The organism is uncultured Streptococcus sp. (genome assembly GCF_963518475.1).
GTDB lineage: Bacteria > Bacillota > Bacilli > Lactobacillales > Streptococcaceae > Streptococcus.
The window spans coordinates 1-3298 of sequence record NZ_CAUQJA010000048.1 but is presented as its reverse complement, the minus strand read 5'-3'; the positions used below and the strand labels follow the sequence as shown (position 1 = coordinate 3298).

General features: G+C 40.6%; 3 protein-coding genes. 2 read left to right on the top strand and 1 reads right to left on the bottom strand.

Annotation, left to right across the window (positions count from 1 at the left end; all coding sequences use genetic code 11):
• Positions 1-79: 79 nt before the first annotated feature.
• Positions 80-1153, bottom strand: coding sequence for a DUF2974 domain-containing protein (locus tag RYK12_RS10055; protein WP_261141624.1), 1074 nt, complete (start codon positions 1151-1153; stop codon positions 80-82).
• Positions 1154-1308: 155 nt separating this feature from the next.
• Between RYK12_RS10055 and RYK12_RS10050 the strand changes: the two genes are divergently transcribed.
• A complete protein-coding gene (locus RYK12_RS10050) occupies positions 1309-1986 on the top strand; it encodes a response regulator transcription factor (RefSeq protein WP_314848867.1) in 678 nt (225 codons plus the stop codon).
• Positions 1979-2953, top strand: coding sequence for a sensor histidine kinase (locus RYK12_RS10045; protein ID WP_125442919.1), 975 nt, complete (start codon positions 1979-1981; stop codon positions 2951-2953). Before RYK12_RS10050 ends, RYK12_RS10045 begins: the two co-directional genes overlap by 8 nt.
• Positions 2954-3298 lie beyond the last annotated feature (345 nt).

The following is a 3298-nucleotide window of genomic DNA, read 5'->3' as shown; positions in this document are numbered from 1 at the left end:
AATTTGGGCTTATAGCCCTGGGACAAACCACCCGTTTGACGGGTGGTCATGATTATATACATTTGATTTTTGAAAGCTACTATCTATTCTTCCAAGCTTGGTAACGGGTATCAATCAATAATTGGGTAAGGCGCCCCATTGTTTCCCTTTCTGCTGGAGTGAGGGATTGAGCTTGGACAAAGAGATGATGAATATGTTCGATAGCCTTGAAGGAGGACAGGTCATTAATGGAGCTAATCCCAGAATCTAGAATGGTGCCAAAGAAGAGGTCGAAGTAGAGCTGGAGTTCCTCATCAGGGACTGTGGCCACCCACTCCTTGAAGGTTGTGTCAACTTGTTGGCTATCACTGTTGGTTTTATCCAGTTGAACGAAGTGCTTGTCCTCAATCTGCCAACTAAACGTATCGTGTTGGGCGATACCACCTAAGGCAGTACTGTGCACGATGATTTGGTGGTTAGGGATTTCCATCATCATACCGATAATGGACCCTTGTGGGATGAAGACCTTGGTTCTATCCATTATCCTTTGATAGCCCTCAGTTTGTGTCAGTTCTTTGTGGAGACCAGGCGCATCAAAGGTATAAACTGCTGTGATTTGATCCTGCAAGCTTTGCTCAATTTGACTAGCAGCATAGATGGCTAGATTTCCTCCCTTGGAATGCCCAGCCAGAATGACCCTCTGCTTAGGATGGTGGGCAAAAAAGTTCTTTAAATAGCGGAGGGCGTGCTTTTGAGCAGGAATTTCCTTCATATAGGTCAGGTGGAAATCTTCCTTCCAGCCAATGATACTGTCATCTGTCCCACGAAAGACAATCAGATAGGTGTCGAGAGTGAGGTGGTAGGTCATAGCCGCAAATTGTTTTTGCAGTTCAGAATCAATGTCATTGATAAAATGGGAGAGTTTGCAATTTTTGAAGCGTTTGTGTTGAGCTAGTTCATCTAATAGCTGGAGTCGATTTTTGCTGGTCAACATGTTAGGCTCCCTTGGAACCTGAGGAGCTAGGTCTAAAAGTCGCTGAGGAGCTGTGGAGACCAGATTATCAAAGGAGAGGTAGGTGATTTCTGTTAAGGCTAGAATGTCTAACTCATTCAAAGGAAGGTCGTAAAAGGAATCGTGTGCGACATCTTTCAGATAATCAAAAATATTGGCCATAAATGCTCCTTTCTTTTTATTTATCTTATCAAATTTCCCTCAAATTAGCTAGTAGGATTGTCTCACTTTGTTGGCTAAAAACAAGCTCTTTCAAATTCAGTTTCAGACCTTCTAGCATGGAAAAATCTGTTATAATAATAGCAAAGGAGAATCAGATGCACAAGATTTTATTAGTAGAAGATGATCAGGTTATTCGTCAACAGGTCGGGAAAATGCTCTCTGAATGGGGATTTGAAGTGGTCCTGGTAGAAGACTTTATGGAAGTTTTGAGTCTATTTGTTCAGTCGGATCCTCATCTGGTCCTCATGGATATTGGGCTGCCCTTGTTTAATGGATATCACTGGTGTCAGGAAATTCGCAAGATTTCCAAGGTCCCCATCATGTTTCTGTCTTCGAGAGACCAGGCTATGGATATTGTCATGGCAATCAATATGGGGGCGGATGACTTTGTGACCAAGCCTTTTGACCAGCAGGTTCTTTTAGCCAAGGTTCAGGGCTTGTTGCGTCGTTCCTATGAGTTTGGGCGTGACGAGAGTTTACTGGAATATGCTGGTGTTATCCTCAATACCAAATCAATGGATTTACATTATCAAGGGCAAGTCTTGAATTTGACCAAGAATGAGTTTCAGATTTTACGCGTTTTATTTGAGCATGCAGGCAATATCGTAGCGCGTGATGACCTCATGCGAGAACTTTGGAATAGCGACTTTTTCATTGATGATAATACTCTCTCTGTCAATGTGGCTCGATTGCGTAAAAAGTTGGAAGAGCAGGGTTTGGTAGGATTTATCGAGACCAAGAAAGGGATAGGGTACGGACTGAAGCATGCTTGATTGGAAACAATTTTTTTTAGCCTATCTGCGTTCCCGTAGTCGTCTGTTTGTCTATCTGATTTCTTTGACGTTTCTGGTCTTACTCTTTCAGTTTTTATTTGCCAGTTTAGGAATTTACTTTCTCTATTTTTTTCTCTTGTGTTGCTTTGTAACCATCTTATTTTTCGCTTGGGACATATTGGTTGAAATGCAGGTCTATCGCCAGGAACTTCTCTATGGGGATAGGGAAGCCAAATCTCCATTGGAAATAGCCTTGGCTGAAAAATTAGAAGCGCGTGAGATGGAACTCTATCAGCAGAGGTCAGATTCAGAAAGAAAACTGACGGATTTGCTGGATTACTATACCTTGTGGGTCCATCAGATAAAGACCCCCATTGCAGCCAGTCAACTCTTAGTTGCAGAAGTAGCTGACCGCCAACTGAAGCAGCAGTTAGAACAGGAAATTTTCAAGATTGATTCCTATACCAATCTAGTTTTACAGTACCTACGTTTAGAAAGTTTCCATGATGATTTGGTCTTAAAGCAGGTTCAAATTGAGGACTTGGTCAAGGAAATAATTCGTAAATATGCTCTTTTCTTTATTCAAAAAGGCTTAAATGTCAATCTACATGACCTTGATAAAGAAATCGTGACGGATAAGAAGTGGCTACTAGTGGTCATTGAACAAATTATCTCAAATAGTCTCAAGTACACCAAGGAAGGTGGTCTGGAGATTTATATGGAAGGCCAGGAACTCTGTATCAAGGATACGGGAATCGGGATAAAAAACAGTGATGTCCTCCGAGTCTTTGAACGTGGATTTTCAGGCTACAATGGACGCCTAACTCAGCAGTCATCTGGACTTGGACTTTACCTATCTAAGAAAATTTCTGAAGAACTGGGGCACCAGATTCGTATCGAGTCTGAGGTCGGTACAGGAACGACAGTGCGGATTCAGTTTGCTCAAGTGAACTTAGTCCTTGAGTGAGAAGAGACAATGAGTTTTTACCCAATCTCTTTTTGCTATATTTCAGGATATTTGAAGACTGTTTTTTACAAAATCAATAATAGAATTTTTAATACGGAATATAGTATAAATACTGGTTCAAAGTGAAGTTTTGTATGCTTTATACTTTTGTTGAGTATAAAATCTATAAACTAAGGGTGAATTACAAAAATTAATTTGAGATGAAGTGAATTGTAGACTTGGGAAATGTCTCCTATTCGATTTCAGAATGAATCGTTGAAACAGGATTAAAAGAACTGCAGCTTTCTTTTTATTTTGAATGATAGTAAAAACTGCAGTACTTGTGTGATTTACAATTATTGCACT

Excerpts from the sequence above, each read along its gene's own strand:
- RYK12_RS10055 (WP_261141624.1), bottom strand. The coding sequence starts at position 1,153 with ATGGCCAATATTTTTGATTATCTGAAAGATGTCGCACACGATTCCTTT.
- RYK12_RS10050 (WP_314848867.1), top strand. The coding sequence starts at position 1,309 with ATGCACAAGATTTTATTAGTAGAAGATGATCAGGTTATTCGTCAACAG.
- RYK12_RS10045 (WP_125442919.1), top strand. The coding sequence starts at position 1,979 with ATGCTTGATTGGAAACAATTTTTTTTAGCCTATCTGCGTTCCCGTAGT.